Origin of the sequence: Oceanobacillus piezotolerans, assembly GCF_003665065.1 — a bacterium.
GTDB lineage: Bacteria > Bacillota > Bacilli > Bacillales > Amphibacillaceae > Oceanobacillus > Oceanobacillus piezotolerans.
Genome location: NZ_RCHR01000006.1, coordinates 45,222 through 69,074, shown reverse-complemented (window position 1 = coordinate 69,074; position 23,853 = coordinate 45,222). Strand labels below are relative to the sequence as shown.

The following is a 23,853-nucleotide window of genomic DNA, read 5'->3' as shown; positions in this document are numbered from 1 at the left end:
CATCTGCTGATTTTGAGCATTTTCGCCTTTTAGCTAATCAGCCTAAGTTATTTTATTTCTTAATTGGTACCCAAACCTCACTATAGTAATCATCCCCATTTGGATCCTCATCACTTACATAGACCTCAAGCTCCGGTCCTTCTGCTAATTCATACCCTGTAGATGGAAGCCATTCGGAGAAAATCCGGTCCCACCCTTTTTGAATAGCGGTTGGCATTGGACCATGGATTGGAAATACAGCCCATGAGGCTTGAGGGACGCTTTTTTCCTCCCAGTCACTTGGAAAAGATTCATTTGATTTTTCAACACCAATAAAGTAGGTCATGGATTCCTGTTCCATATCAAATTCCAAACAAGCTCCAATTACACCTAGCCTTCCCGCTCTCTTATCAAACTCATGTACTAATCCACTTTCTCCAGCTTCTTGCCAAAAAGCTGGAATCTCTCTTCTGTTAGCCCCATTACGAGTAGACGTCTTTATTCCTTTTCCAACTAGTTGGAATGCCTCTTTTTCAACAATTTTGTAATCCATTTCTACATCACCCTTTATCTGAATTTGAAAGGAGAGCTTAGGATACGCTTTTAAGGATTGTGCCTCTTTCTTAGCTGCCGAAGGACTAATGCCATGAATTCGACGAAATGCTTTTGAAAAAGCCTCTGGCGTTTCATATCCGTACTTAAATGCTACATCAATAACTTTAGATTTTTCATTCGTTAGTTCCTGAGCAGCTATAGTAATTCGGCGATTTCGAATATATTCATTCACTGTATAACCCGTAATCATATGAAACATACGCTGATAATGAAACTTTGACATTTGTGCAATACGTGCAAGTTCATCTACCTTTATCACCGAATCAAGATTTCCTTCGATATAATCAATCGAATCTACTAAATGGTTTAATATTTCCATAAGCTCCCCTCCTGCTCTTACTGTAACAACCTTTGATTTTCTCTTCCTGTTCCTTTCTGCTTTTTGATAACAGGTTTTAAATAAATTAATTTAAATTTCCTCTTGACTTTTATTATTAAATATTTTAACATTAATTCCAATAGTAAGAATACTATTAGCGATGATGAAGAAGAGTAATCTATTCTCGACACTTAAGAGAGCTGATGGATGGTGCGAATCAGTGTGATCAGGTAGATGAATGGGCTTCTGAGCTTCCAAACCGAAACATAACTTTTATGCAGTAGGCTTTGGCGACCCGTCTTTTCGTTACAAAAGACAGATATGAAGCATAGTGCTTTATATTGCCAAAGTGAGCTGTTTAGCTAATAAAGGTGGTACCACGGTCCCTCGTCCTTTTCTTGGATGGGGGACTTTTTGTATTTCTAATGCAAGTTCAAAAAGGAGGATAAAAAGGACCGAGGTCGGCTAAGTTCGCAACGTCCTGTTGTCGATGTGGCATTTTTACCGGACTGTTGAACCTCCTTTTAATTGTATATCCAAAATCAATGAGTAAGAGTAGTAAGTAAGACGAGCGCGTAACAGAGAGCTGGAGATTGGTGTGAACCCAGTACGCGTCGCTTATCTGAATGGACTTACGAGAGTTTTCCTGAAATAAAGGAAGTAGGGAAAAACGGAATTCCGACGTTATACGGATAGAATATCGAGTGAAGGAGAGACTCATTCTGTATTCGAAAGAGATGAAAAGTTTGTCTTTTCAAAAGAGGTGGCACCGCGGTCAATCGTCCTCTATACGCACAATATTTGTGTGTATAGAGGACTTTTTTTTATAAATTTTTTTCAGAAGGGAAGGAACGCTAATGGCTTTACAGTATAAATCCATCGAAGTTATCGCTGGGTCTCTCACCCCTATCGATATTTACACAAATCTAGCTGGAAATAAAAAATGCATTTTAGAAAGTACATTTCAACATGAACAAAAGGGAAAATATTCCTTTATCGCTCAAAATCCTTATCAGGAAATCATAGGACATGGCAATGAAACAGTCTTAATCAACCATGTTACAGATGATAAACAGACACACGCAACTGGCACTCTACAGTTTATCAAGGAGCATCTGCCAAAAATAGAAACAGGACTCCCCCTCCCCTTCTATGGTGGAGCAATAGGATATGTTGGCTATGATGTTATTCGTCAATTTGAGGATATAGGAGATAACTTACCCGATGAAATTAACATGCCAGACATTCATTTCTTGCTTTACCAAGACGTCATTGTATTTGACCATGTAAACCAAAAGCTACACCTTATCGCGGTTAATGCAACAAACGATACAGAAAACCAGCTTGACCAGCGCTTAATTCACTTAAAAGATGCGCTCGACCAAACACCATTAGATAAACCCACAGAAAATACATCCTTACAATTCGAGCCACAAATGACAGAGGAAGCGTTTAAAGAAAAAGTAGAGAAAGCAAAAGAATACATCCGCCAGGGAGACATTTTCCAAGTCGTTTTATCTCAGCGAATGGTCGCAAAGGTCCAAGGCAGTCCCTTTATTTTTTACCAAAAGTTAAGAAAAGCGAACCCTTCTCCATATATGTTTTACCTTGATTTTGAAGACTATGTCATTCTAGGGGCTTCTCCAGAAAGTCTCGTGCAGGTGGAAGGGCAGGAAATTATTACGAATCCAATTGCTGGTACAAGACCACGCGGACAAACGCCAGAAGAGGATGAACGATTGATGCAAGATTTACTAGCAGATAAAAAGGAAATCGCAGAACATCGCATGCTGGTGGACCTCAGTCGGAATGACCTTGGTAAAGTCTGCGAGATTGGTAGTATTACGATTCCAACCTACATGACCATTGAAAAATATCAACACGTGATGCACATCGTTTCAGAAGTAAAGGGACTTCTCAACCCGAACTATTCTAGCATCGATGCATTAATCTCATGTCTCCCGGCAGGTACGGTATCAGGTGCTCCAAAGATACGGGCGATGCAAATCATTAATGAGCTGGAAGAGAAAAAACGTGGTGCCTATGCAGGTGGAATAGGTTTTATTAATTTTAACCACAACCTAAACATTGCCCTTGCAATTCGTTCGCTTATGGTGAAAGGCAACAAGGCTTATCTGCAAGCTGGGGCGGGTATCGTCTATGATTCTAATCCAGAAATGGAATACCAAGAAACATTAAATAAAGCTAGGTCTTTAATGGAGGTGAATAAATTTGATTTTGTTAGTGGATAATTACGACTCGTTTACGTATAACCTGTACCAATATTTTTCCGAAGAAGGCGCAGAAGTTCAAGTGGTTCGTAATGATCGAATTACCTTAGAAGAAATCGACGTATTAAAACCCGAGGCAATCGTAATCTCACCTGGACCAAAATTACCCCAGCAAGCTGGTATATGTATCGAACTGGTCCAGCGATTCCATCAGCAGATTCCAATCTTTGGCATCTGCTTAGGCCATCAAGTAATTGCTGAAGCATTGGGTGGAAAGCTGAGGCAAGCAACAAACATTATGCATGGAAAAACCTCAATCATTGAGCACAAAGGGGAGACATTATTTGAACTGTTGCCAACGAACCTTGAGGTCATGCGGTATCACTCCTATGTCATCGACCCAGTTTATTTACCAGATGAACTCGAGGTCACAGCAACCGCAAAGGATGATAGGGAAATTATGGCAATTAAACATAAGAAGCATCCCATTTACGGTGTACAATTCCATCCAGAATCGATAGGAACAGAGACAGGGAAAAACATGATTCGAAACTTTATAAAGGAAATTAGAAAGGAGAAAGTATCATGAAACATTATTTAGAAAAGTTAATTGCAGGAGTTCATTTAACACAGGAAGAAATGCAGGATGCAACCAGATATTGCCTAACTGATGTGGCAACAAATTCCGAAATAGCTTCGCTTCTTACAGCATTGCAAGCGAAAGGAGAAACAGCTGAGGAAGTAGCCGGAATTGTCGATGTGATTCGAGCCGAATCCACCTTCCGTACCTCACCCATTCTGAATGCGATGGATAATTGCGGAACGGGGGGCGATAAATCGTATAGCTTTAATGTGAGCACGACTTCAGCCTTTGTCATTGCCGGGGCGGGAATTACCGTTGCGAAGCATGGAAATCGCAGTATCACGAGTAAATCTGGAAGTGCAGATGTGCTAGAAGCATTAGGAATTTCTTTAAACTTTACAAAGGATCAGGTGGATGAATTGCTGCATGAGAATAAAATCGCCTTTCTGTTCGCCCCAAATGTTCACAATGCCCTGAAGCCTTTTACGAGAGTTCGTAAAGAGTTGGGAATTGCTACGGTTTTTAATGTAATCGGGCCTTTGACCAATCCGGTTGAACTAGATTCACAGCTACTCGGTGTATACCGAAAAGACTTGCTGCCAATGCTAGCTGAATCGTTGAAGAGATTAGGACGACGCCGTGCACTTGTATTAACCGGTGCCGGAAGTGTCGATGAAGCTACGCTTGCTGGTGAAAACCATCTTATCTTATTAGAAGACGGGGAGTTAACCTCCTTTACGTTAAGACCAGAAGATGTTGGATTACCTTACTTTTCAAAAGATGAAATTCGTGGTGGAGATGCAAAAAGGAATGCTGAAATTTTATTAAGTGTTTTGAATGGCAAGAAAGGTGCTTATTATGACACCGTGCTCTTAAACGCCGGACTTGGTATTTTTACCAACGGCAAAGCAGAAACAATTATCGAAGGAATTGACATGGCAAGAGAAAGCATTGAATCCGGTGCGGCGCTTTCCAAATTGGAAAACCTAATCACGTACAGCAAGAAAATTCCAAGTGGGGTGATATAATATGACCATTTTAGATAAGATACTCGTTGAAAAGAGAAAAGAAGTAACAGAATTAGTAAAACAAACATTTGATCAAATTCCAGAAAAGCTAACTGTACCTTCGTTTAAAGAGCAAGTGGACGCTTCTTCTACCGTACAAATTATCTCAGAAATAAAACGCGCTTCTCCTTCAAAAGGGGATATCAATCAGGGGGTTGATCCGATTACACAAGCAAAGCAGTATGAGGCGAATGGTGCTTCAGCCATCTCCGTGTTAACAGACAAGGCCTTCTTTAATGGGACTATTGATGATTTGAAAGCAGTACGTGAAGTGGTCGATATTCCCATTCTTTGTAAGGATTTTGTCATCCATCCTGTGCAAATTGACCAGGCACAGGCAGCCGGGGCAAACATAATTCTATTAATTGTTGCTGCACTAAATGATGAGGATTTGAGATCCCTTTATAACTATGCGATAGAGCGCCAGCTCGAAGTGCTTGTCGAAGTTCACAATGAGGAGGAAATGGAGCGCGCCCTTAAGCTTCAACCCGATATCATTGGAATAAACAATCGAAATCTAAAAACCTTTGAAGTGGATATCGCTACGACCGAAAGATTAGCTTCTATGGTCACAAATCCAGAAATCCTGCTTATTAGTGAAAGTGGGATGAGGACACAAGAAGATGTCATTCGCGTTCGCGACGTAGGAGCAGAGGCTGTTTTGGTCGGGGAAACCTTGATGCTATCGCCAAACCTTGAGGATACCTTTAAAGAGTTAAAAGTAGCTTTACCGGTGAGAGGTGGAAACAGCTAATGCTTGTTAAAATCTGCGGGATAAAAAATAAGGAAGCGGCTCTTGTTGCGGAACAAGCCGGAGTTGATTTTATAGGATTTGTTTTTGCAGAGAGTAAGCGGAAAATTAATCCTTCAACTGCAGCAGAGATTGCCACAAGCCTTCCTTCCCATGTAAAAAAGGTCGGCGTTTTTGTAAATGAAACGGTTGATAGAATGATAGAAATTGCTGAGGTAGTTGGCTTAGATTACATCCAATTACATGGAGATGAGGATGCACATGTTGCAGCCTCCCTCCCCTACCCAGTAATAAAGGCATTCTCAGTAGGAGAAATCGAAGTAAAAGAAATGCGAGATTATCCCTGTGAGTATCTATTACTCGATAGCCCGAAAGGAGCCTATCGAGGCGGCAATGGGATTACCTTTGACTGGAGTGCTGTAACTGAACTAGCAATTCCACACGAGAAAATCATTTTAGCTGGGGGACTCACAGCCGATAATGTAAGGCAGGCCATTCAAATTGCAGGTCCTATCGGTGTCGACGTTTCAAGTGGAGTCGAAACCAATAATGAAAAAGATATTGAAAAGATAATGCAGTTTATCACGGAAGCTAAAAAGACGAGAAAGGATGAAGTTTTATGACAACCTACACCATGCCGGATAGCAGAGGACGCTACGGGAAATTTGGCGGACAATTTGTTCCAGAATTATTAATGCCAGCTTTAATTGAGTTAGAAAAGGATTACGAGGAAGCAATCCAGGATCCTAGTTTTATAGAACAATTAAACTATTACTTAAAACAATATGTCGGGAGAGAAACGCCACTTTACTTTGCAGAACAATTAACAAAACAGCTAGGTGGGCCTCAGATTTACTTGAAACGTGAAGACCTAAACCATACAGGGGCACATAAGATAAACAACACGATTGGGCAGGGTCTCTTGACCGTTCGAATGGGTAAGAAGAAGGTCGTTGCCGAAACCGGAGCAGGACAACATGGCGTGGCAACCGCTACGGTCTGTGCCCTATTAGGGCTTGATTGTATTGTCTTTATGGGGGAAGAGGATATTCGCAGACAAAAGCTTAATGTCTTTCGAATGGAATTACTAGGCGCAGAGGTTCGCAGTGTTTCAAGCGGAAGTGGCACCTTAAAAGATGCAACAAATGAAGCACTACGCTATTGGGTAAGCCATGTAAACGATACACATTATATCTTAGGTTCTGCCGTTGGTCCCCACCCTTTCCCTAAGATTGTCCGTGACTTACAATCAGTTATTGGAAAGGAAACAAAGCAGCAAAGCCTAGAGCAAATTGGTAAACTGCCAGATGCTGTTGTCGCCTGTGTCGGTGGTGGAAGTAATGCAATGGGAATGTTCTATCCGTTTATCGAGGACGAGGACGTAAAGCTTTACGGTGTAGAAGCTGCGGGGGCAGGTGTCGATACCACTCAGCACGCAGCAACACTGTCAAAAGGCCGACTTGGTATTTTACATGGTACTCTTTCTCATCTCCTACAGGATGAAGATGGGCAAATTGAAGAAGCCTTCTCCATCTCAGCAGGACTTGATTACCCTGGGGTAGGCCCAGAACATAGCCACCTGCATGATATTAAGCGTGTCACGTACAAAGCTATAACAGATGAGGAAGCATTAGAGGCTTTCCAATTTTTATCAAGAACAGAAGGAATCATTCCGGCCTTAGAGAGTGCCCATGCAGTTGCCTATGCTCTGAAACTAGCAAAAGAAATGGATCCTAAGGAAAGCCTTGTAATCTGCCTATCAGGACGCGGTGACAAGGACGTCGACCAAGTGAAACATCGATTGGAGGGAAAATAAATGGGGAAAAATCGAATCGACTCAATCTTTAAATCAAAATTAGCAGCCGACGAGAATCTATTCGTTCCATATATTATGGCTGGCGATGGTGGATTAGATAAATTGAAAGATAGAATTCACTTTTTAACGGATAGTGGTGTCTCGGCAATTGAATTAGGGATTCCCTTTTCCGACCCTGTTGCAGATGGCCCTACAATTCAAGCAGCAGGGCAGCGCGCATTAAAGGCAGGTACTACGCTTAAAGGTGTGCTTGAAGTATTAGCGACGTTTAAAGAAGAACGCTCTGTTCCGATCATTCTGATGACGTATGTGAACCCTATCTTTATTTATGGCATTGAGGAATTTACTGATGCCTGTGTTACTTCCGGGGTCGATGGCGTAATTATCCCTGATTTACCAATGGAAGAGGAAGATTTGGTAAGAGATGCATTACAGAAGCGAGAGATTGCCTTTATTCGTCTTGCGGCTATGACAAGTCCAGAGGAACGAATGAAAGAAATTGCTAGCCGTTCAGAAGGATTCTTATACGCTGTATCGGTTATGGGTACAACTGGTGCAAGAAAGGCACATAGTGAAGAAGTTAAATCATATTTAGAAACATTGAAGAAACACAGTCCTGTACCTGTTTTAGCTGGCTTTGGCGTTTCAAGCGTGGAGCAAGCGCATGAGCTAAGCGCTTCTTGTGATGGTGTAATTGTAGGAAGTAAAATTGTGGATCTTCTTCATGAAAGCAAGGACGATGAAGTTCGCACGCTGATTGAAGGTAGTGTGAAGAAAGAGAATGTGAGGCTGTAGGGTAGTGCATTCTAGAGGGTGATGATAGAACTTGGCAAGCCCCAAGCAGCTTGCCAAGTTCTATTTAAATTAACAAATGTTTATTTACCCAAGTGTTCATCATTCCCTTTTGGCTAAGTTCCTTTTGTATCATGTTTAAGTTATTTTTCAAAAGATGAACTTGAACACGATAAAGTGTCATAAAAATATATGTAAAAAGATACAAATCCATAATTAGCTATTGCGCTTTTTATCTTAGCACTCCGGTGAAAGTTAGCGGATTAATGAGGAAAATGTCATCTCCGAACACTTCTCCCGTAACCATATATGTTACATTTCGATCATCTTTATTTACTCTGTTTACATGTGCAATTGGTACGCTTATTATATCAACATCCCCTCCCCGTCAATATCGATAAACTTTCGTAAATAACTACATCTGGACGGAAGACATTAGCTGGTCCATTATAGATTCTAATAGTACTGATCTATCATTATTGTCATCATTATCAAATGAAACAATATCGTTTATCCAACAAGTTTCCCATTTCTATCAACTATATTACTAGTAAATGATGATAATTGGGAACTGATAATGGAAAAATGTTGAATTTATATTAAAAAGGGAAGACCTAATATAAAGGCCTTCTAAATGAGCAATCATGGGTCGAAGGAAAAAACAAATCTAAACTTTCAGGTCTAGATTTATATTATATATATTCCTCCTCGTAGTATTTGTATAGGTTGTATTCCTATGATAATAAAACATTTCCTATTACTTAATAGAAAATGGGTATATTACTATGCTATAACTAAATCAGATATGAGGTGATTTTTTTGAAAGATTTTATCCATTTGTCAACGATAAATTCAGTAGACCAGTTTATAAATAACCATTCTTTATCCTTTATCTATATATCCCGGCCAAATTGCAGTATCTGTCATAGTTTATTGCCTCAAGTACAAGAATTAATGAGAAAATACCCCGAGATACACACTGCCCAAGTTGACGCAGCGCAACTGGAGGAAATTGCCGGTAAGTTCTCTATTTTTACTGTACCTGTTCTTCTGCTATTTATTGAAGGAAAAGAATATATTAGGGAAGCGAGAATTGTTCATATGGATTTACTTGAAGAGAAATTAGATAAGATTTACGAAAAAGTGGTTGGATAACATCCTGCCTCTTTTTAACTTTATTCCTACCTTTCCACTCCCTTTACATTAATAATCGGAATTGATACCATTATGTTAATAATTGGTAATTTCGATAAATTTCCAATTATAAAGGGGGAGAATAATTGAAAGAGGATTGGTACTTCTTAGACAGTGGCCATCTCGATGGTGCTATCAACATGGCATTAGACGAGTGCCTTTTGAATTGGCATAGTAAAAGAATCATCCCGCCAACATTACGTTTTTACGGCTGGAATAATCCTACATTATCTGCTGGACAATTTCAAAAAGTCCATCGTTCCATCAATTTTGCTGCCATTCAGAACTATCAATGTCAATTTGTAAGAAGACTTACCGGCGGCAGTGCCGTTCTGCATGATGATGAATTAACTTATAGTATTGTTGTATCGGAGGATCATCCGGCAATACCAACTTCTATTCGTGAAGCTTATCACATACTATCTAAAGGACTTTATGAAGGTTATAAGAATCTAGGAATCCAGGTCGACTATGCTTATCCTGATAGAGAATCTTCCAGAGAAAACACAGCAGTCTGCTTTGAAAAAGCTGCTTTTTACGAAATGGTTGTAGATGGAAAGAAACTATCAGGTAATGCACAAACAAGGAAAAATGGAGTTCTTCTTCAGCATGGTTCGATTCCGATGAGCATGAATATCGATATGCTCTATAACCTATTCCAATTCCCATCAGAGAAAATCAAGCAACGAAAAAGAGAAGCATTTAAAACAAAGGCAATCACCATTAATGAATTAACCAACAAGAATCATACATATGACATGATGAAAGCTGCCTTCCTTGAAGGGTTTAAAATTGGGTTAAATATCAGCCTCCATCCTTTTGAGCTCAATGAAAACCAGTGGGACGAGGTGCATCATTTAGCAGAAACAAAGTATCGTAGTGATGATTGGAATTTCAAACGAATGGTAAAGGAGCCTATTAAAGATGCCTAAACAATATGAACATATTCGCAAACCCGAATGGCTGAAGATTAAGTTAAACACAAACCAATCCTATACAGGATTAAAGAAATTGATGCGCGACAATCGATTGAATACCGTTTGTGAGGAAGCCCGCTGTCCAAATATTCATGAATGTTGGAGTGAAAGAAAAACAGCGACCTTTATGATTTTAGGGGATACATGCACACGTGGCTGTCGCTTTTGCGCTGTAAAGACTGGGTTACCGAATGAATTAGATTGGGGAGAACCAGAACGCGTAGCTGATTCTGTACAAATCATGGGACTTAAACACGTTGTTGTAACCGCTGTTGCTAGAGACGATTTAAATGATGGCGGGGCAGCCGTTTTTGCTGAAACTGTCCGTGCTATTCGTAGGAAAAACCCTGGTTGTACAATTGAAATTCTCCCATCCGATATGAAGGGCGATTACGAAAGTTTGCACACTCTAATGGACAGCAAACCAGACATTTTTAATCACAACATTGAAACGGTTCGGCGATTAACGAAAAAGGTCCGAGCTATCGCAACCTACGACCGTTCCTTGCAATTACTTCAAAGAGTGAAGGAAATTGCACCTGATATACCTACAAAATCCAGTATTATGGTCGGTTTAGGCGAGGAAAAGGAAGAAATTCTTCAAGCAATGGACGACTTGCTTGCGCATGATGTAAATATATTAACAATCGGGCAATATCTGCAACCTACAAAAGCGCATTTAAATGTCGTTCGTTATTATCACCCTGATGAGTTCCAAGAGCTGAAGGAAATTGCCCTTCAAAAAGGGTTCACTCATTGTGAGGCTGGCCCATTAGTTCGTTCCTCTTATCATGCAGATGAGCAAGTTACTCAAGCAGCTGCCCAGAAGCGTATTAAATATATGAAGGGGATCGAGGAACAAGAAGAAAAGGAAATCGATTTTCAGTTTTAGTACGAAAAGGTGATTTCGTTAGACAGAAGTAAAGTTAATAAAAATGAGGATGTATACAAAAAGTAAAGCACTTACCTTTTGGGACATCCTCTCTCTACTTTTTTTGTATAAGAAATCCTTAGCTCTCTCACATTTCTAACATCATTATGTTAGAATTCCCTTCGCATTGCTCTCAGTACATCCAATTCCGTTGCTCTTTTTGCTGGTCTCAGTCCTGATACAATGGTTACAATTAAACATATGGCTACAGAAATAAGCACAAGACTGAATGGAATCGATGAAAACTGTAACCCTTCTGGAAGCTCTTCTCCAAATGTCGCCTCCAAAATCAGTGGGAGTCCGGTATTTACAAGAACACTTGTCAGATAAGCTACTGCAACACCAATGACTGCACCAATCACTCCAATATAGCTGCTCTCCATAAGAAATATCTGTTTAATCGTTTTTGGATTGGCACCAATCGCCTTCATAATGCCAATATCCGGTGCCCTTTCCGTTACTGCCATTGTCATCGTATTGTAGATGCCAATGGATGCAATGATGATGGCAATGGTACCAACCAAAATTAAACCAGCTTTTGCCACAGTGAAGAGCATATTTATTTGCTTCAATTCGCTAACAACCGAATAAGTAGCATAATTCGCTTCTTCCAGTCGGTCGCTAATTTCTTGTACATCTTCTAAGTTATTAGCGTACACACTAACAGAATCGAATACCTCTGATCTTTCCGTAGAATCATATACTTCTGGATCTACCCCTAATTCACCGCGAGGAGTACCTGTTACTTCTTCTACTTTCGCTAACACTTCTGAAGAAATATAAACACTTTGATCCTGCATCCACTCTCTTGTTGGTTCTTCCATCACACCTACAATGGTTAACGGGATCGTATGAACTTGCTCATCATTATCTGCAAATTGCATCTCGATCGTTTTCCCTTTAATCGATTCTTTGTAAAGGAATTCTTCCTTTATCTCTCCCGTTTCATCATCATAGACATCTTCACCGTTTTTTGCTAAATAATTTGCAAAGTGACTACCAACTATCACTTCATTTTCTTCGCTTGGAAACACACCATCTGCTAATTCTAATCCGGATTCCACTTCTGACGGATAATGAATCGACACTGCAACTGTATCTATTTGATATTCTCCTATTTTAAAGGTTGGAATTTGGCGTATTTCATTTCTTCTCGTCACTGCTTTTACATTATCAATATTTTCCAGGTACGTAATATCTTCTAAAGTTAAGGAGCGATAATTCCCCTGCCCCTCCTCATAGCCGTAAACATCAATTTCGGTAACGACCTGTTGTTCCAATGTATCTTCTACAACAGATTTTTGAATCCCATATCCAATGGAGGCTAATACAATTAAGAACGCACAGCCCATCGCGGTCGCTAATATTGTCATAAAGGTGCGGACTTTATTTTTTTTAATATTTTGTCTTATAAAACGAAATTTATCCTTCAGCTTCACACCACATTCCCCGCTTCCAATAGACGCCCGTCTCTTATTGTAATGGTTCGATTACCAATCCGTGCAACTTCCTCATCATGTGTAATAATGAGAAAAGTTACACCTAATTCTTTATTTAATTGCTGGATAAATGTCAGTAATTCCTCCTCTGTTTCACCGTCTAAACTGCCAGTTGGTTCATCAGCAAGGATTAGAGGAGGATTTAAGACTAATGCTCTAGCAATACTGACCCGTTGCTGCTGACCACCTGATAATTCACTCGGATAATGGTTTCCAAATTTACTTAAACCCACTTTCTCCAGTATCGCCTTCGTTCTTTCTTCTCTATCCTTTTCGTTTACCCCATTTAAAATTAATGGAAGTTCGATATTTTGATAAGCAGTCATACTCGGTATCAGCTGAAAGTTTTGGAAGATAAAACCCATATGATGAAGACGGAAATCCGCAAACTGCTTTTCGGTATAGTCGGTTACCTCTATGTTATTAATCCATATTGCTCCCTGGGTTGGACGAATGAAACCACTAATCAGATTAAGCAAGGTTGATTTTCCTGACCCACTCTTTCCCACCACGGTAACTATTTCGCCTTTTTTAACATCTAGGTTTATATCCTCCAACACGGATAACTTCGTCTTTTCTGATTTTTTCCCTATCTCAAAATGATGGCTTAATTGTTTTACTTGTATCAAACTATCCACCCCAAATCATTCTACTTCTAAACCATAAATATATAGTTCATGGCCCAGTTGCATGATATTAGCACCCTCTATTTCAATACTTCCTTCATATAATGTTTCTCCTGTTTTTAAATCAGCAACATAGACACTTACATCTTTTTCCTTGTCCTTATGAGGATCTGCAAAATATAATTTACTATCTTCCATTACAAATTGTGGTGGATAATAGTGATAATAATCATCTTCCATTTCTAGAGTAGTGATATAATTAAATGTTTGTTTTTCTCCAAATGCTTCCTCTTCTAACTGATATGGAGTAACTTCTATGCCATTTTCCGTCATCGCGCCAAAATATACACTGGATTCATGAACAGAAATCATATCATACATTCCATCTCCATTATTCATTTGTTCAATCAACGTTTCTGGTAATTCTATTTCCTTTTTTTCGCCTGTTTCCACACTATAAGCAAGCAATACTCCTTCTACTATTCTTTCCTCATACCCTGAAGAAGGGTCATGCGTTAATGGGATGGTCTCAATTACTTCTTTACTAAAAACTAAATATGAAACGGGTCCAATATCCTCATAGTCATTTTCTAAATTAACTTCAACCCAGGTGTTTCCGTCTTGTTCTGGCCTCTCAGAGGCAAAAATCGTTTCTTGATTTATAAGAGATAAATCATCTATATCAAAGGTATACATTAGATATTCAATGGTTCTATCCTGAGTCTCACTATAAGTAATCACCTGCAAATAGGAACCCGTTACTTGAACCCCTGCCACACGCATATACTGGTAATTTTCCTGCTCGGGAACAACCATTTCTATTGATTTTGTCTGATCCGACTCCTTATCAAGAACCTCAATCTCAAAATTGAGGTCTCCTACGCCAATAGAATTACTTCGTTCAGAAGAAATATCTGCATAAGCAATCAACTGTTCATTTTCAAAAAAGTACTCTCCTCCATGCCATTTCCCGCGCATAAACCCTCGATATTCCTCTATAAGCCGTTTCAACGGTTGGTGAACATAATTTTCAGTTGCCTGTTCAAAAAAAGAAATCTCTGTTACATATGTGGATCCCCCATGTGTAATTTCAACCCAGTCTCCTAAACCTGTTTGACTATTGCGATATTCCCCATCTAAAGATAGGTTTGCTATTTCCATTTTGTCACCACTTACCGTCTGAATGGAGAATTCCGGATACGCATTATCTGCAACACCCTCACGCACATAAAATGTACCGATAACTAGCACAAAGAATAAGATTATGGATATTAATTTCCAATAATGTTTCATATTCATCCTCCCATCATACCCTTATTTTCCTGTTTAACAAATAATGTCCCGTCCAAATGGCACATGCTATAACAATGAATCCCGCAACACATTCTAGTATAAAAAGTTCACCAGGATACAAGAACATCGGAAATACAAACTCATTGATGAGCAATGGTGAAATAAAGGCAAAAAAGGAAATGACAGCATAAACCACTCCTAATATAATCCCCTTCATCCTAAAGCAGCGTTCAAATAGAACCGCAGTAAACATTACCAGCACTGCCATTAAACCAATCCCGTAATGTACAAGAAATTGGGAAAATGTTGTTGGAATCATTATCCCCAGATATTCGAATGAATGAATAACTTCCAGAGTCGTTAAATCTATCCGTAAGTCAAGTGGAACCATCCATTGCATTACCTTTCCTTCTATCGGAATCAATGCTAATTGGCAAGCGATTAAACCTAATACCATGAAGAAAATAGCTGTTGCCTTTGCTAAGTAAATATTGATCCGCTCTGTCGGGAGCATCAATAACCGATAAATAAACGTATTTTTTCCAAACCAATCACGATACCAGATAAACAATACATAAATTAATAGTGTCACAGCACAAAGTGCAATTGGTCCGAAAAACCATAAGGTCCTTGTCACGTTATTCATAGAAAACACGCCATACATTTGAAGAAATGCATCCATTGATAGCGAATTTACATTCATTTCTTCACTAGCAATATTGAGATAGCTGTTAGCGCTGACCATGACACCAGCGATTTGAGATACAACCGTAATTCCAATTAATACTAAATAAATTTTCATAAATCGGCCTAATTCAAAATTAACGAGCTTCACATAATTCATCATCGTTTATACACCTCTCGCATCACATCTACAACGGACCTTCCTTCCGTCTCTCGAACTTCTTCCGCATTAAATTCTTTTATTACAATTCCTTCATCCAGCAGTACGACTTTATCGATTAAATGTTCAATATCATTAATTTCGTGTGTTGTTATAATCACACCTCGGTCCTCTACTAAATGACTCGTAAATACATCCGCAATTTGCTCCCTACTAAAAATATCAATACCAGAGAATGGTTCATCCATTAATAGATAATCGACGTCTAGCGCTAGGCCAAGTAATAAATTTACTTTTGCAGTATTTCCCTTTGATAGGCTTGATATCTTTTCTTCTTCCTTTAGTTTAAAGAAATCAAGTAATTCCTTGGCACGAGCTTGATTCCAGCTTTTATAGAAGTCCTTCATGAACTGCATCGATTCACCTATTGTCATTTGTGGCAGCATCGTAATCGCATCTGGAATAAACGTTATTTTTTCATAGCTATTTTTCGATATCTTTTCTCCATCTATTAGAATCTCCCCACTCTGTATTGGAGTTAAATTCATTATGGCGTTTAGGACTGTTGTTTTACCAACACCATTGATACCGATCAGGCATGTAATTTCTCCCTTATTTGCAGTAAATGAAACGCCCTTTAATACCTTCTTTAAACCAAATCGCTTTGTTATTTCCTTTACTTCTATCACCGTTTTCCCTCCCCCGTCTTTCTAGCGTTCTTTTTCATATTTTTCCTTTAGCAGCCCTATCACTTCTTCTAATGGCACACGAATCGGACGGATGGACTCAACAAATGAATCAATTGCTTCTGAAATTAATTCTCCTCTAACCGCCTGAATCTTTTGTTCATCCCTTGTCACTTTACTCGGATTGTTTCCTTCTGTAAAAATCAAGCCTTCCTCCTCCATTTCCTTATAAGCTCGTTGGGCCGTATTCGGATTAATCTTCAACCTGCTAGCCAGTTCTCTTCTTGAGGGGATTTCCTGTCCTGGTTCAAAGCCACCTGTTGCAATCTGCTCTTTAAAATGCCGAACAACTTGCACGTAAACAGGATCTCGCTTATTAAATATCACATTCATTACAACCCAGCTCCTGCCTTCTTAATTTCATACCTGTGTGTATTATGCCATTAATACAATATAATCAAAAAAATTTCGGTGTATTAATCACATCATACACTTTTTATAAAAAAATGCGTATTAACCATTTAATACATGTCTACTGTATTATATGGTTAATACGCATTTTCTGTCAATACTATTTTTAGCTTATTCTTAAAAATATTCATAGTTGATAGATATTGTGAATTAACTTAATCCAATATTTAGCGTAAAAACACAAAGCTATAAATATGCGCTTGTGATTTCCGCTGCGGGCAGTACGCTTTCCGCGGGCTCGCGCTAAGCCTCCTCATTCGCAAAGACCGCTCATTGCGGGGTCTCAGCGTCTTCGCTTTCCCGCAGGAGTCGACTGCCCTCCGCTACAATCACTTATGTTTAACTGTGCTTTTACCATCTTTAGTTTAAGAGTTTAAAGCACTAATTAGCGGAGGAAATACACGAAGACTCCTGCGGGAGAAGAAGCCTAGTTGAGACCCCGCAGTGCGTTAGCACGAGGAGGCTCAACAGCGCCCGCGGAAAGCGTAGTGTATTTCCGGAGCGGTATTTATGCACTATGCTGAATAAAGCTAATCAGCAGTCTATCTATCCACAGCATTAAGTTTTCACAATTCACTAAGGTAGGTTTGTTTATCTATGCTACAATATTGAATATTACGTTGAAAGAGGAGTTTATTTCATTTATGAAACTAGTATCTTGGAATGTGAACGGGATTAGAGCCTGTGTCCGAAAAGGTTTTTTAGATTATTTTAAAGAGATTGATGCAGATATTTTCTGTATACAAGAAACAAAATTACAAGAAGGACAAATTACTCTCGATCTGGAGGGATATTATCAATATTGGAATTACGCAGAAAGAAAAGGTTATTCTGGAACAGCTGTTTTTACAAAGAGAGAGCCTTTAAATGTAAAATATGGTGTTGGAAAACAGGCAACACAAGATGAGGGACGTATTCTAACTTTAGAGTTTGAAGACTTCTACTTAGTCAATGTGTACACTCCAAATGCCAAACGCGATTTATCTCGGCTGGATTACCGTTTAGAATGGGAAGATGAACTATACGATTATTTAGTTCAATTGGATCAAGTAAAGCCACTTATCTATTGTGGAGACTTGAATGTGGCACATCAGGAGATTGACTTAAAAAATCATAAAACAAACCACGGGAACTCTGGCTTTACAACTGAAGAAAGAGGGAAGATGACTCGTCTATTAAATTCTGGATTTATTGATACATTGCGTTACTTTTACCCAGAAAAGGATGACCTATACACATGGTGGTCTTACATGAAGACGATCCGCGAGCGAAATATCGGTTGGCGTATCGATTATTTTATTGTTTCTGAGCGATTAAAGGATAGGTTAGTCGATTCCCATGTACACTCTCTAGTTCTTGGAAGTGATCATTGCCCGATTATGTTAGAATTAAAATAATAAATTTAGTAGTTAAAACAATTGGAGGTAATGGAATGAAGCAAATCCTTCCCTATATTCGAATTAAAAATTGTAAAGAAGAAGTAGCTTATTATCAAAACGTATTTGGTGGCGAAATTAAAAATACACAACTGGCTGATGGTATCGAAATGTTCAAAGGGCATGAAGGCAAGTACATCCATGCAGAACTGCATATTAATAGTAATTGCATCTTACACTTCTCAGACATTTTTGGAGAATCTCCTACAGTCGGAAGTAATATTTTGTTACTTCAAGAGCTTGAAAGCGAAAATGAAATTACGCAAGTATACCATGCATTAGCAGAAGATGGAGAAATCCAAATGGAATTACAGGATACGTTCTGGGGTGCTAAGCATGCTATTGTTAAAGATAAAAACGGAATCTCATGGGAGCTTAACTATACTAAAGAATAGCATAGCATAATTAATAAAAGCACCCGCAACGGTATCTTCGGGTGCTCTTCCCTACTGCTTTAATTTCTGAAAGTAATCAATGATCCCTAAAGCACTCACTTGCATATCCAAATTGATAATAATATATACTTCATTGTCATCTGGAATACCTTGCTCCCGCAGATGCTCTCTTACCTTTCCAAGCATCCTTTGGGAAAGCGCGTCATAACCCAGCTTTTCTAATTGAACCTGTTCACCTTCTTCTATAAAAACACCTAACCATTCAGAAACCTGCTGGAGTGCACGATTCGTATTCTTTGTCATCCCAAAATGGCCAAAGTAAATGCGGTCCAGGTTCATTTTCCGAAAACGTTCGATCGATTGCTCCATGTCATTGGGGTTAAAGTGGTTTGGAGAGGTACTTGGTAAATATAACTCCACCCCGTACGCTAAAAGCTGTTGATAAAAGATTCCAGCCGTGTCACCGGTGAACATTCCATTACTTACCGGATCATAGATACTGAAGTGATGTTTTGCATGGCCAGGAGTATCAAGAAATTCCAACGTACATTCTGGCCCAATCTCCAAGGTATCCCCTTCTGTTTTTTCAATAATTTTTTCTTCTGGTACAGGAATAATCGGATCAAATAAGTCAGAAAAGCTTTCCCCATAGATGGATCTCGCACCTGCAGCTAGCTTTCTTGGTTCTACTAAATGCCTTTTTCCTCTAGGATGTACCACAACTCTTGCATTCGGACATTCCCTAATTAGTAATCCCGCTCCGCCTGAATGGTCCAAATGGATATGTGTTAAAATAATATATTGAACCTGATCAAGCGTATGTCCAAGTGCTTCTAATCCAGCCTTCACATATTTTATAGAGGGACTTGGCCCAGTTTCCACTAATGTTAGCGCTTTCTCTTTAATGACATATGTTCCTGTCCGATTAGGAATGTCCATATCAAACCCATCAATTAGATATAGTCTTTCATCCAGCTTTATCGGATCTCTTCCCTTCACTATTCTTCCCTCCTACAAATAAATTAGCTCCATATCTTTCATATATTCGGCATAATCGCCTAAAATCCTTCTAATTACTCAAAGTAATGATTAATAATCTCTTGTAAGTTCTAAACCATCCATCTGGTGGGTAAATTTACCTCTGATGGTTTTCTTCACACATAAAAGACAATTCCCAGTAATAAGCTATTTTAAAACAACTTAACAAAATTAAAGTGAAAAATATGAATCCTTTCCATGACCCCTCCGTATTACCTATTATTAAGAGCAGGAAGGAATGATATTATTGAATAACCACGAAATTGATTACAAGCTTTATGGAGATGACATGCAATTTGTAGAGGTAGAGCTTGACCCTCAAGAGACAGTCATTGCAGAAGCTGGAAGTTTGATGATGATGGATGATCAAATCAGGATGGAAACCATTTTTGGTGATGGCTCATCAAGTCACGGTTCCGGCATTATGGGGAAATTAATCGGTGCTGGAAAACGTGTCCTCACTGGAGAAAGCTTATTTATGACCACCTTTACAAATGAAGGCTCTGGTAAAAAGCACGTTTCATTTGCTTCCCCTTACCCTGGTAAGGTAATCCCATTAGATTTAAGTGAAATCGATGGAAAATTAATCTGTCAAAAGGATTCCTTCCTTGCTGCAGCAAAAGGTGTTTCAGTTGGAATTGAATTTCAGCGTAGAATTGGAATTGGTTTTTTCGGTGGAGAAGGATTTATTATGCAAAAACTAGAAGGCGACGGCATGACTTTTGTCCATGCAGGTGGAACCATCCATAAAAGAGAATTAGCCCCAGGGGAGGTATTAAGAGTAGATACTGGATGTCTTGTTGCAATGACAGGCTCAGTAGATTACAACATTGAGTTTGTTAAAGGAATAAAAACAGCTTTATTTGGTGGGGAAGGATTATTTTTTGCAACGTTAAGAGGTCCAGGCACTGTTTGGATTCAATCCTTACCATTCAGTCGTCTTGCAAGCAGAGTATTTGCATCCGCACCAGGCAGACCTGGTTCAGAATCCAAAGGAGAAGGAAGCATTGCAGGAGGGTTATTCGACCTGTTGGGCGGAGATAGAAGATAAAGTGATTCCTTACTGAAGAATTAAAGGCTTAGGAACAATTCCTATTCTCAGACTTACTTTTCTTTAGTTAATTTACACACTTAGTGAAGATGTATTATAGTAATAAGTCTGGATGAAATACCATTAAATGTATGCGTTAATATAAACTATTTGAACATAAACTATCCATGTAAATCCTATAAAGGGGTGTATAACATGGGTGGAAGAGATGATCATAATCATAACAGAAACAACGTGTTAGCACAAACTCCAAAGCAACAGCTTTCAGATGGGATTGACATTGAGTTTTCTCAAGAATTGGCAGATGCTGACGACCTAGAGGCTGTAAAGAGAAGCCGTGAAGCAGATAAGCGAGTGAAGGGCAGAAATACGCTATAGAGATGCTTTAATATGATGAGCATATGAAGCCTTTACCTAGCTTAGCTTGCACATAGGATTCTTATCTGCCCAGAAGCGATTCACTTAATGTGAATCGCTTCTATACATATGCTAAACTTAGAATAAGAACATAAGATTGAGGGACGGTTGAAGATGAGCAGCAAAGAGGTAAATGATTATCTAACAGAAGGAATTTATGGAACACGGCTTCCTAAGGAGGAAGAAAGACAAAAATATCTGGGTACTTACAGAGAGCGTATTGTACTTGCATTAACAGTTGGACAGGTTATGACAGATAAGGGAATAAAAGCTTTAGAAGCAGCCATGAAGGATAATAGAGAGGCGAAACTTATAATGAATGGCCATGTCGCATCCCGTTTTATGAAAGAAGAAAAAGCACTAGCCCAAAAATACAATATTCCATACACCATCATTACAAACGAAGATATTGAAACAGAAATTGGCGCTGTGTTGGCTTATGATTATGCAATTGATAAGGAAGAGATTTTTTTAAAGGAAGAGAAACAAACTAACGAAGAAGAGAAAGTTAGAAATTCAACATTACTTTCTAAGCTTAAAAAATGGTTTTCTAATTAAATAGCCCTTTCCATGTATTTAATCTTCCTAAGTACAGATACTACACTTAGGAGGTGTTTTGTAATGAGTCATCCATATTGTTGCCCAAATTGCAAAACCAATCGTTCTCGTTTTAACATAATTGAACAACTAGCCACACCAGTAAAACTAGATTCGAATACCGGAGAACTTATAAATGATTATACAAATGAAAAAGTAGAGGTTTTTCATCATCTTTATAAAGGCCCAAAATATCGCGTACAGTGTGCTTTATGCGGTTTAATAGAGGATGAAAGTAATTTTATCCAATTCGCTAACTATTCTAATAAATAATGGTAATCAAGCATTACTCTCCACTTAGAGTAATGCTTTTCTCTTCTTACAAAATTCTGGTACACTAATTTCTATAGATAACAGCATACACATACATCTCAAAGGGGGAGAAATCATGAGAATTACGTCGATTGAGCCGACACCCAGTCCACACTCAATGAAGATTAATGTGGATGAGGAGCTTGCCGCTGGGGAGAATTATAATTACAAACAGGGTGAGAATTTGAATAAAGCGCCCTCCTATGTAAAAGAATTATTTCAAATACATGGCGTTATCAATATTTACCGTGTTGTTGACTTTATTGCCTTAGCAAGAAATCCAAAGGTTCCCTGGGAATCCATTCTTCCTAAGGTGAGAGAAGTGCTTGGTACAGAAGAAACCGAAGATCATCTTTCTCATACTCAACCTATCGTAACCAGTCATGATGCATTCGGAGAGGTGAAAGTTTATATTCAGATGTATCGGGATATTCCTATTCAGGTGAAATTAGACGATGGAAATGAAGAAAAACGGTTTGGGTTGCCCAACTATTTTATGAATGCGGCAATGGAAGCTTCCTCTCATTCGCCTGACTTCATTATGGAACGTAAATGGGTGGAACAACGCCCGCGATATGGCTCCATGGAAGATATCGGTAAAGAGATAGTAGAAGAGATTATGGCAAGCTATGACGAAAAGCGAATCGATAGATTGGTAATCAACGCAAATCAAACAGAAGATACCAAACAAAATGTTATTCCACCAACAGAGCAAAGCCCTTCACCTGGAGTTATGAATGACCCTAATTGGAAGGTTCGCTACGCAGCATTAGATCGACTTGATCCAACACTTGAACACTTACCGCTACTTGAAAGAGCAATTAACGATGAAAAAGCTTCTATCCGAAGACTTGCCACTGCTTACTTAGGAATGATTGAAGAACCAGATGTCCTGCCACTTCTATATAAAGCATTAAAAGATAAAGCTGTGAATGTCAGAAGAACAGCAGGTGATTGTATTTCTGACTTAGGCTACAAAGAAGCTATGCCAGAAATGATTCTTTCATTAAAAGACTCAAGCAGACTTGTTCGCTGGCGCGCCGCAATGTTTCTATATGAAGTAGGAGATGAATCCTGTATTCCAGCACTAGAAGAAGCTGCAGATGACCCTGAATTTGAAGTACGGATGCAAATCAAATTGGCATTAGAGCGTATTAAAGGCGGAGAAGATGCAAAAGGTTCTGTGTGGCATCAAATGACGTTGGCTACACAGGATAACAAGAAATGATTGTTTAAGAAGCAAGCAAAAGCTGGGGTTCTATCAGCTTTTGCTTATTTAACTTTCACTTTACACAGATAAACTTGTTCCAATATTATTTATACCTTCTAACGCCCCATAATAGGATGTTACAGACAAAACAAGGTATCCCTGCAAAGAACACAAGAACAAACTTTTCGTTTAACCCGGCTGTCTAAAGGGAAAACGTAAAGAAATATAAGAAAGGAGATCTTAATATGCCATATAATTCTTTAAGCGACCTTCCAGATTCAGTAAAGGATAACCTGCCTCATCACGCACAGGAAATTTTCAAAGAAGCGTTCAACTCTGCAAGTGAGGAATATGACGAAGAAGAGACCCCTTTCAAAGTTGCTTGGAGTGCAGTAAAACAAAAATACAAGAAAAATGACGATGGCAATTGGGTTAAAAAGTAATCGTTGTTATATACAAGCTAGTGGGGGCCTTCTTTTTCACCCTCACTTTTTCCTCTCCTCGAAAAGCTTCCTTGTCTATTGCAGACAAACATATTCGACAGACTTTGACTACACCTAGTAATTTTGTATACCCCAAGTATAAAATAGTAGCAGTTTTTCACTTAGTCTGATAGAATCATTTATATAAAAGACTGTTATTAAACATGGGGCATTAGCTCAGCTGGGAGAGCGCTTGCGTGGCACGCAAGAGGTCAGCGGTTCGATCCCGCTATGCTCCATC

Annotated in this window: 26 protein-coding genes, 1 tRNA gene and 2 other annotated features; of the genes, 19 read left to right on the top strand and 8 right to left on the bottom strand. The window is 39.0% G+C overall.

All coding sequences use genetic code 11. The annotated features are described in order from the left end of the window. Positions 1 to 52 precede the first annotated feature (52 nt). Positions 53 to 913 carry an AraC family transcriptional regulator gene (locus tag D8M04_RS15805; RefSeq protein ID WP_121524389.1) on the bottom strand — a complete coding sequence of 287 codons (861 nt, stop codon included), beginning with the start codon at positions 911 to 913 and terminating at the stop codon, positions 53 to 55. 151 nt (positions 914 to 1,064) lie between these two features. Further along, positions 1,065 to 1,311: a binding site (T-box leader), on the top strand. Positions 1,312 to 1,449: 138 nt separating this feature from the next. Then, positions 1,450 to 1,703, top strand: a binding site (T-box leader). Between the two features lie 67 nt (positions 1,704 to 1,770). Here D8M04_RS15805 and trpE point away from each other — a divergent pair. The 10 genes from trpE to lipA all read left to right on the top strand — a co-directional run bounded on the left by trpE (position 1,771) and on the right by lipA (position 11,216). Continuing rightward, a complete protein-coding gene (trpE, locus tag D8M04_RS15800; protein ID WP_121524388.1) occupies positions 1,771 to 3,165 on the top strand; it encodes an anthranilate synthase component I in 1,395 nt (464 codons plus the stop codon). Next, positions 3,146 to 3,733 (top strand): anthranilate synthase component II, encoded by a 588-nt coding sequence (locus D8M04_RS15795; RefSeq protein ID WP_121524387.1) that lies wholly within the window; start codon positions 3,146 to 3,148, stop codon positions 3,731 to 3,733. Before trpE ends, D8M04_RS15795 begins: the two co-directional genes overlap by 20 nt. After that, positions 3,730 to 4,755 carry an anthranilate phosphoribosyltransferase gene (gene trpD, locus D8M04_RS15790; protein WP_121524386.1) on the top strand — a complete coding sequence of 342 codons (1,026 nt, stop codon included), beginning with the start codon at positions 3,730 to 3,732 and terminating at the stop codon, positions 4,753 to 4,755. The genes D8M04_RS15795 and trpD overlap by 4 nt, the downstream gene beginning before the upstream one ends. A gap of 1 nt (position 4,756) precedes the next feature. Further along, the gene (trpC, locus tag D8M04_RS15785) at positions 4,757 to 5,548 is read left to right on the top strand and encodes an indole-3-glycerol phosphate synthase TrpC (RefSeq protein WP_121524385.1); all 792 of its coding nucleotides are present in this window, start codon (positions 4,757 to 4,759) and stop codon (positions 5,546 to 5,548) included. Then, complete coding sequence (locus tag D8M04_RS15780; RefSeq protein ID WP_121524384.1) at positions 5,548 to 6,168, top strand: phosphoribosylanthranilate isomerase; 621 nt, start codon at positions 5,548 to 5,550, stop codon at positions 6,166 to 6,168. Before trpC ends, D8M04_RS15780 begins: the two co-directional genes overlap by 1 nt. After that, the gene (gene trpB, locus D8M04_RS15775; RefSeq protein WP_121524383.1) at positions 6,165 to 7,361 is read left to right on the top strand and encodes a tryptophan synthase subunit beta; all 1,197 of its coding nucleotides are present in this window, start codon (positions 6,165 to 6,167) and stop codon (positions 7,359 to 7,361) included. Before D8M04_RS15780 ends, trpB begins: the two co-directional genes overlap by 4 nt. Further along, positions 7,362 to 8,156, top strand: a complete 795-nt coding sequence (gene trpA / locus D8M04_RS15770) for a tryptophan synthase subunit alpha (RefSeq protein ID WP_121524382.1) — start codon at positions 7,362 to 7,364, stop codon at positions 8,154 to 8,156. A gap of 816 nt (positions 8,157 to 8,972) precedes the next feature. Beyond that, a complete protein-coding gene (locus tag D8M04_RS15765; RefSeq protein WP_121524381.1) occupies positions 8,973 to 9,308 on the top strand; it encodes a thioredoxin family protein in 336 nt (111 codons plus the stop codon). Between the two features lie 125 nt (positions 9,309 to 9,433). Further along, positions 9,434 to 10,279: a lipoate--protein ligase family protein gene (locus D8M04_RS15760; protein WP_121524380.1), complete on the top strand. Its 846-nt coding sequence runs from the start codon at positions 9,434 to 9,436 to the stop codon at positions 10,277 to 10,279. Next, positions 10,272 to 11,216 carry a lipoyl synthase gene (lipA, locus tag D8M04_RS15755; RefSeq protein ID WP_121524379.1) on the top strand — a complete coding sequence of 315 codons (945 nt, stop codon included), beginning with the start codon at positions 10,272 to 10,274 and terminating at the stop codon, positions 11,214 to 11,216. The genes D8M04_RS15760 and lipA overlap by 8 nt, the downstream gene beginning before the upstream one ends. A gap of 149 nt (positions 11,217 to 11,365) precedes the next feature. Here the strand turns inward: lipA and D8M04_RS15750 are convergent, their stop codons facing one another. Genes D8M04_RS15750 through D8M04_RS15725 form a run of 6 tightly spaced genes read right to left on the bottom strand, consistent with a single transcriptional unit; the run spans position 11,366 to position 16,596 of the window. After that, positions 11,366 to 12,694 carry an ABC transporter permease gene (locus tag D8M04_RS15750; protein WP_121524378.1) on the bottom strand — a complete coding sequence of 443 codons (1,329 nt, stop codon included), beginning with the start codon at positions 12,692 to 12,694 and terminating at the stop codon, positions 11,366 to 11,368. Then, on the bottom strand, positions 12,691 to 13,383 hold the full coding sequence (locus D8M04_RS15745; protein ID WP_121524377.1) for an ABC transporter ATP-binding protein: 693 nt from the start codon (positions 13,381 to 13,383) through the stop codon (positions 12,691 to 12,693). The genes D8M04_RS15750 and D8M04_RS15745 overlap by 4 nt, the downstream gene beginning before the upstream one ends. Before the next feature lie 15 nt (positions 13,384 to 13,398). After that, positions 13,399 to 14,673 (bottom strand): hypothetical protein, encoded by a 1,275-nt coding sequence (locus D8M04_RS15740; protein ID WP_121524376.1) that lies wholly within the window; start codon positions 14,671 to 14,673, stop codon positions 13,399 to 13,401. Positions 14,674 to 14,686: 13 nt separating this feature from the next. Then, positions 14,687 to 15,520, bottom strand: coding sequence for a hypothetical protein (locus D8M04_RS15735; protein ID WP_121524375.1), 834 nt, complete (start codon positions 15,518 to 15,520; stop codon positions 14,687 to 14,689). Further along, complete coding sequence (locus tag D8M04_RS15730) at positions 15,517 to 16,206, bottom strand: ABC transporter ATP-binding protein (protein ID WP_121524374.1); 690 nt, start codon at positions 16,204 to 16,206, stop codon at positions 15,517 to 15,519. The genes D8M04_RS15735 and D8M04_RS15730 overlap by 4 nt, the downstream gene beginning before the upstream one ends. A gap of 21 nt (positions 16,207 to 16,227) precedes the next feature. Beyond that, a complete protein-coding gene (locus D8M04_RS15725) occupies positions 16,228 to 16,596 on the bottom strand; it encodes a GntR family transcriptional regulator (RefSeq protein ID WP_121524373.1) in 369 nt (122 codons plus the stop codon). A gap of 722 nt (positions 16,597 to 17,318) precedes the next feature. Between D8M04_RS15725 and D8M04_RS15720 the strand changes: the two genes are divergently transcribed. Next, entirely contained in the window at positions 17,319 to 18,071 is a 753-nt protein-coding gene (locus D8M04_RS15720) for an exodeoxyribonuclease III (RefSeq protein WP_121524372.1), read from the top strand. Positions 18,072 to 18,106: 35 nt separating this feature from the next. Then, positions 18,107 to 18,505 (top strand): VOC family protein, encoded by a 399-nt coding sequence (locus tag D8M04_RS15715; protein ID WP_121524371.1) that lies wholly within the window; start codon positions 18,107 to 18,109, stop codon positions 18,503 to 18,505. Between the two features lie 51 nt (positions 18,506 to 18,556). On the opposite strand, the gene D8M04_RS15710 is transcribed toward D8M04_RS15715, so the two are convergent. Continuing rightward, positions 18,557 to 19,504 carry an MBL fold metallo-hydrolase gene (locus D8M04_RS15710; RefSeq protein ID WP_121524370.1) on the bottom strand — a complete coding sequence of 316 codons (948 nt, stop codon included), beginning with the start codon at positions 19,502 to 19,504 and terminating at the stop codon, positions 18,557 to 18,559. A 286-nt stretch (positions 19,505 to 19,790) separates the two neighbouring features. Here D8M04_RS15710 and D8M04_RS15705 point away from each other — a divergent pair, with 286 nt between their 5' ends. The 7 genes from D8M04_RS15705 (at position 19,791) to D8M04_RS15675 (ending at position 23,851) form a co-directional block, all read left to right on the top strand. Further along, on the top strand, positions 19,791 to 20,594 hold the full coding sequence (locus D8M04_RS15705) for a TIGR00266 family protein (RefSeq protein WP_121524492.1): 804 nt from the start codon (positions 19,791 to 19,793) through the stop codon (positions 20,592 to 20,594). 195 nt (positions 20,595 to 20,789) lie between these two features. Beyond that, positions 20,790 to 20,972, top strand: coding sequence for a YfhD family protein (locus D8M04_RS15700; protein ID WP_121524369.1), 183 nt, complete (start codon positions 20,790 to 20,792; stop codon positions 20,970 to 20,972). 153 nt (positions 20,973 to 21,125) lie between these two features. Then, the gene (locus D8M04_RS15695) at positions 21,126 to 21,569 is read left to right on the top strand and encodes a YueI family protein (protein ID WP_121524368.1); all 444 of its coding nucleotides are present in this window, start codon (positions 21,126 to 21,128) and stop codon (positions 21,567 to 21,569) included. Positions 21,570 to 21,632: 63 nt separating this feature from the next. Next, the gene (locus tag D8M04_RS15690) at positions 21,633 to 21,881 is read left to right on the top strand and encodes a DNA alkylation repair protein (RefSeq protein WP_121524367.1); all 249 of its coding nucleotides are present in this window, start codon (positions 21,633 to 21,635) and stop codon (positions 21,879 to 21,881) included. Positions 21,882 to 21,996: 115 nt separating this feature from the next. After that, positions 21,997 to 23,148 (top strand): conserved virulence factor C family protein, encoded by a 1,152-nt coding sequence (locus D8M04_RS15685; protein ID WP_121524366.1) that lies wholly within the window; start codon positions 21,997 to 21,999, stop codon positions 23,146 to 23,148. A 227-nt stretch (positions 23,149 to 23,375) separates the two neighbouring features. Continuing rightward, positions 23,376 to 23,573, top strand: a complete 198-nt coding sequence (locus D8M04_RS15680; protein ID WP_121524365.1) for a ChaB family protein — start codon at positions 23,376 to 23,378, stop codon at positions 23,571 to 23,573. Between the two features lie 205 nt (positions 23,574 to 23,778). Then, positions 23,779 to 23,851: transfer RNA gene (locus D8M04_RS15675), tRNA-Ala, on the top strand. Positions 23,852 to 23,853 lie beyond the last annotated feature (2 nt).